Genomic DNA, 4,617 nt, shown 5'->3' on the forward strand with positions numbered 1-4,617 from the left:
CCGTTGCGGACGGCGGCACGATCAAAACGCATACCCCACCGGCTTGCTGGGGGCCGATGATCACGCCGGAATTCAGGGGCGGACACGAAGTGACACGGCCGATTCGCGTCGAGAACGCGGAGGTCGGCGACGCGATTGCCCTCTCGATCGAGCGCATCGAAGTGACGAGCATCGCGACGAGTACCGGCAGCATGCGAGAGCGGGAGGGGGCGTTCGGTGACGACCCGTTCGTCGATCACAAATGTCCGGAGTGTGGAACCAAGTGGCCGGAGAGCATCGTCGAAGGGACGGGTGAGGGGGCAATCAAGTGTGCCGAATGTGGAGCAAACGCCTCCTCGTTCGGTTTCGAGTACGGCTATACGGTGGTTTTCGATGACGACCGGACGGTGGGATTGACCGTCGGGGAGAGCGGCGCTGATGACCTGGCGAATCGGGCGGACGAAGCGATGGCGCTGCCCGAGAACTCCCGGCAACACCCCATCCTGCTGTACGAGCCATCGGAGATGGCGGGAACGCTCGGCCATCTCCGCCCCTTCATCGGCAATATCGGAACGACACCACCGATCGAGATGCCGGATTCACACAACGCAGGTGACTTCGGCCAATTCCTCATCGGTGCGGAGCACGACTGGGGGCTCGCCGGCGAGGACGAACTCGCCGACCGAACCGACGGCCACATGGATATCAACGCGGTCCGCGAAGGGGCCGTCCTCATCTGTCCCGTCAAAGTGGACGGGGGTGGCATCTACGTCGGCGATATGCACGCCAACCAGGGTGATGGTGAACTGTCGCTCCACACCACCGACGTGAGCGGTCGCGCCGAAATCGGGGTCGAAGTCATCAAAGGCCTTGATATCGACGGCCCGCTCCTACTCCCGAACGAGGCCGACCTTCCGTACGTCAGCAAGCCGTACTCCGAAACGGAATTCGAACGCGGCGAACGGCTCGCCGCCGACTACGACGTCGAAACGATCCACGAGATGGGTCCACTGCAGGTGATCGGCAGCGGGGCGACGATCAACGACGCGACGGACAACGCCTTCGAACGTGCCGGAGCGCTTCTCGATATGACCGAAGGGGAAGTGCGAGCGCGCTGTACGTTCACCGGCGGTGTCGAAATCGGACGCCTGCCCGGTGTCGTCCAACTGACGATGCTCGCACCGATGGACCGCCTCGAAGACCGAGGTCTCGCCGATTTGGTTCGGGCACAGTACGACAGCTGAGCTCGGTGTTTTTCTCGACGGCGTCTCGTGTTCAGCACGGAAAACGTCACCTGCTGTCGGTCCCTCCCTGCACGGCGGGGAATACCGTTAGCTCCGCGTCGGCTGGACAATGCTCGCCCAAATTGACGCGCTCCCCGTTCACCGAGAAGCGGGCACTGACCCGGATTTGTCCGTCGGGCGTGTAAAGGTACGTCTCGGCTCGGGGGTAGTCATCGACGAATGCTGTGATTGCCTCTTCGACGGTTCCGCCGTCGAACGTGAGGGTGACGGTTTTTTCACCGGTCGCACTTCGGAGCGGGCCGTACACGGTGACGCGCATGTAACACGCTACGATGGTGTACTCGAAAAGTGATGGGTGCCCGCACGGGCCAGCAGTCACTGGGAAGGATTTAACTAACAGCCAGCCAATCGTTCGACGGATGTCCACCGCTTTCGGCGATGCCCTCCGTGAACGTCTCACGCTGCGAGCCGTTTTCTCCTAGCTTGCCGTGCTCGCCATCTTTTACTTCTTCCTCGAATCGACCGCTCCCCAATTGGCAACCACGGCTCTCGCAACGGCCAGCGCCGGTCTCACCGAATTCCTTTCGGACGCCTACGACCTCCGAAAACCCGTGACGCACGCTGGTTTCGGAGTGCAGTTGCTCCTCGGTGGTGTCGCGTTGTCCGTGTTCGACGACGGGTCCGTACTGTTCCCGGCCGCATTTCTCGCCGTCGGCGGGTGGTTCGCCCTCAACGCCGTACAGACGGTTCGTCACGAAGGGGGGACAGTCCCCGAGACGACCCGAGATGGCCACGACGTGTACCGCGAATACGTGGCCAAACGCATCTACGTTATTCTCGACGATCGGCCGCCAACGCGCTGCGAACTCGGCGACTCGCTCGACGCCGACGATGAGGTCGTCGATGCGGCAATCGATCGACTGTTGGATCGAGATGCCATTACGTAAGTCGGGAGCGAGTTCCGAAAATCGTCAGCCACTGATTCGGATGGGATGACTCGCGTACAGCTCCGAATTTCCGGTACGCTCCAGCGGATTGCCCGTCCGTTCACGCTCAAATTCGAGGGATCGGATGGTATCCACGTTGACCGCTCGTTCCCGGGAAACCCCTATCGAAAGACCGACCGCTCGTTCCCGGGAAACCGATTCCCGAACGAAGCACGACGACTCCGATTCACACGAAGTGAGTACGGGTTCGAATTTCCAACGGGAGTCGGAATCTTCGAGGTAGATACTCGTCCCTTTCCGTCCGTATCGGTGATTCCCCGTTCCGGATGCAGACTCGTTTGTCAAGAAACATCAGAAACCGTTATTGTTACTCAGTATTAATAATACGGCTGGTCGGGGTGAACGTCATGTTTGCCTGGAGGGCTCTGGAAGGCCCCCGACCTGTCATGCTCCGTGTCTTCTGAATCGGTGAGCGTGCAAAGCCGGATGATACACCCGTTAAGACGAATCTCGTACTGCTTCTACCGTCATTTGACAAATCGAAATAGCCTATTTTCAATTAGGCTATTTGAGTTTTGGATATTCGGAAGTATTATTCTGCTACCGCTCGACTACAGCGCGCTCGCATCACTCGAAACCCACGCGGAAGAAATTCGCTGGTCACCGGACTCGGGCGAGACTCCCACTAGAAAATACGCCCTCTTTACGCGAAATGGCGCGACACGATCGGTTCGTGAGGCGGTGTCCGAGCGAGACGACGTACGGTTGTTCAGCCTGGACGACGTGACTCACCACGACGTGCAGAACGAGTGAACGGAGACCTTTCGGCTTCCGTCCCTGGTATTCGAGGTTCCCTCGGTCGTTCCTGTCCGCCGTCTCGAATCTCCTTCGCCGTCGGTCGAATCGAGGCGTACCACGGGTGCCGCTCAATCGGTATCGATCGACGGCGTCACCCGGTCGTGAATCGTTCCCTCGCGTTCCCTGAGGTGCTTTGGGTCTCGGTCGTTACGCACGGCGACGATTTCCGAGACGATGCTGAGCGCGATTTGATACGGCGATCCGCCACCGAGGTCGAGCCCCACTGGAGTGAACAGCCGTGCGAGCTCGTCGCTGCTGAACGTTTTCCCTTCCGTTTTGAAGTCCTCGAGCATCTCTTCGAATCGCTCGTGGGGACCCATGAGGCCGATATACGGCACTTGGGTCTGAAGGAGTTCGTCGACGGCGATTCGGTCGTCGACGAAGTTGTGGGTGGCGACGACGACGTACGTGTCCGCGTCGAAGTCGAGCGTGTCACGGATCCGTGCGGGGGACGTGGAAAGCACGTCGTCGGCGTTCGGGAAGCGGTCGGGCGTGGCCGTCGCTCCCCTGAAGCCGACGACCGTCACCCGGAAGTCCGCCATCATGCCGAGTTCGATGATCGGTCGAACGTCGTTGCCGGTGCCGATGACCACCAAGTCGTCGGGCGAGCGGTGGCTGTCGACGAAAATCGAAACGCCATCGACGTCGACGGTTTCCGAGCTACCATCGGCGAGGAGGGCAGCGACGACCTCCCGAAGGGGATCGAAGCTGAAGTCCGTGTCATCGACCACTTCGAAACCGTCCGCTTCGGGGTCGTAGTACGCTCGCGTTCCGACCAGGTCGTCCGGACCATCGGTGATGGTGACGACGCCGACATCGCGGCCGTCAGCGACGGCGTCGAGGACGGGTCGATAGCCATCGTCGAGCGGTTCGAGTAGGATGTCGATGACTCCGTTACACCCGACGCCAAGTCCCCAGACGTCGTCGTCCGCTTCGGGCATCAGGTCGTACGTCTCCAGACGCGGTTCCCCGGACGCGAGCACGTCCGCGGCGAGACGCTGAACTTCGTCTTCCAGACAGCCAGCAGTGATGTGGCCGACTTCCGTCCCGTCCGCGGAGACGAGCATCTTCGCTCCCGGGCGACGATACGCGCTCCCTTCGACGTCGACGACGGTGGCAAGGACGCCTCGGTTGCCACGCTCCACGAGTTCACGGGCTCGTTGTAACACTTCGTTCTCCGGTGTACTCCAATCGTTGTCGGTACTGCTCATGGTTCTGTTTGTCCTGTTTCGGATGGTCGGTCGCTCGTTTCGTCCAATTCCCCCGCGTCCAGCGAGAGTCCCGGAAGCTCGGAGCTTCGGGCAACGTACACCTTCTCCAGTCCGCTGTCGTGCAGGTCGGTCCCGCAGTCTCCCGCTCGCACACTCGCTCGAACGCTCGTCGGATTCCTCACTCGCGCCCCTGCCACGAGGTCGATACCGGCATCGAAGGCCGGACCGGGGACGAACGATGCCGTCGCGCCCACGAGGACGACGAGCGGCACGTCGGCGGATTTCAGTGCCGAGAGATAGCGATCCAATCCCCCGTACACCAGCGTCGATCCGGTGATAAAGCAGACGTCCGCGCCCGAAAACGCCGTCTCGCACTCG

At 61.1% G+C, this 4,617-nt stretch carries 5 protein-coding genes and 1 pseudogene; 3 read left to right on the forward strand and 3 right to left on the reverse strand.

Annotated features, from left to right (window positions below):
• Positions 1-1,223: acetamidase/formamidase family protein (locus tag WBV42_RS13795; RefSeq protein ID WP_423986537.1), on the forward strand; the 1,223-nt coding region annotated here is incomplete at its 5' end.
• A 46-nt stretch (positions 1,224-1,269) separates the two neighbouring features.
• On the opposite strand, the gene WBV42_RS13800 is transcribed toward WBV42_RS13795, so the two are convergent.
• A complete protein-coding gene (locus WBV42_RS13800) occupies positions 1,270-1,542 on the reverse strand; it encodes a MoaD/ThiS family protein (protein ID WP_423986538.1) in 273 nt (90 codons plus the stop codon).
• A 169-nt stretch (positions 1,543-1,711) separates the two neighbouring features.
• On the opposite strand from WBV42_RS13800, the gene WBV42_RS13805 reads away from it, so the two are divergent.
• Positions 1,712-2,170: a hypothetical protein gene (locus WBV42_RS13805; RefSeq protein ID WP_423986539.1), complete on the forward strand. Its 459-nt coding sequence runs from the start codon at positions 1,712-1,714 to the stop codon at positions 2,168-2,170.
• Between the two features lie 603 nt (positions 2,171-2,773).
• Positions 2,774-2,983: pseudogene (locus WBV42_RS13810) on the forward strand (ATP-binding protein); the annotation flags it as partial.
• Between the two features lie 113 nt (positions 2,984-3,096).
• On the opposite strand, the gene WBV42_RS13815 reads toward WBV42_RS13810, so the two are convergent.
• Both WBV42_RS13815 and WBV42_RS13820 read right to left on the reverse strand, forming a co-directional pair.
• Complete coding sequence (locus WBV42_RS13815; protein ID WP_423986540.1) at positions 3,097-4,239, reverse strand: XdhC family protein; 1,143 nt, start codon at positions 4,237-4,239, stop codon at positions 3,097-3,099.
• Positions 4,236-4,617: Rossmann-like domain-containing protein (locus WBV42_RS13820; RefSeq protein WP_423986541.1), on the reverse strand; the 382-nt coding region annotated here is incomplete at its 5' end. The genes WBV42_RS13815 and WBV42_RS13820, both read right to left, overlap by 4 nt.

The organism is Haladaptatus sp., assembly GCF_049589095.1.
GTDB lineage: Archaea > Halobacteriota > Halobacteria > Halobacteriales > Haladaptataceae > Haladaptatus.

Coding starts and splice junctions, on each gene's coding strand:
- WBV42_RS13815 (WP_423986540.1), bottom strand. CDS start 4,239: ATGAGCAGTACCGACAACGATTGGAGTACACCGGAGAACGAAGTGTTA.
- WBV42_RS13800 (WP_423986538.1), bottom strand. CDS start 1,542: ATGCGCGTCACCGTGTACGGCCCGCTCCGAAGTGCGACCGGTGAAAAA.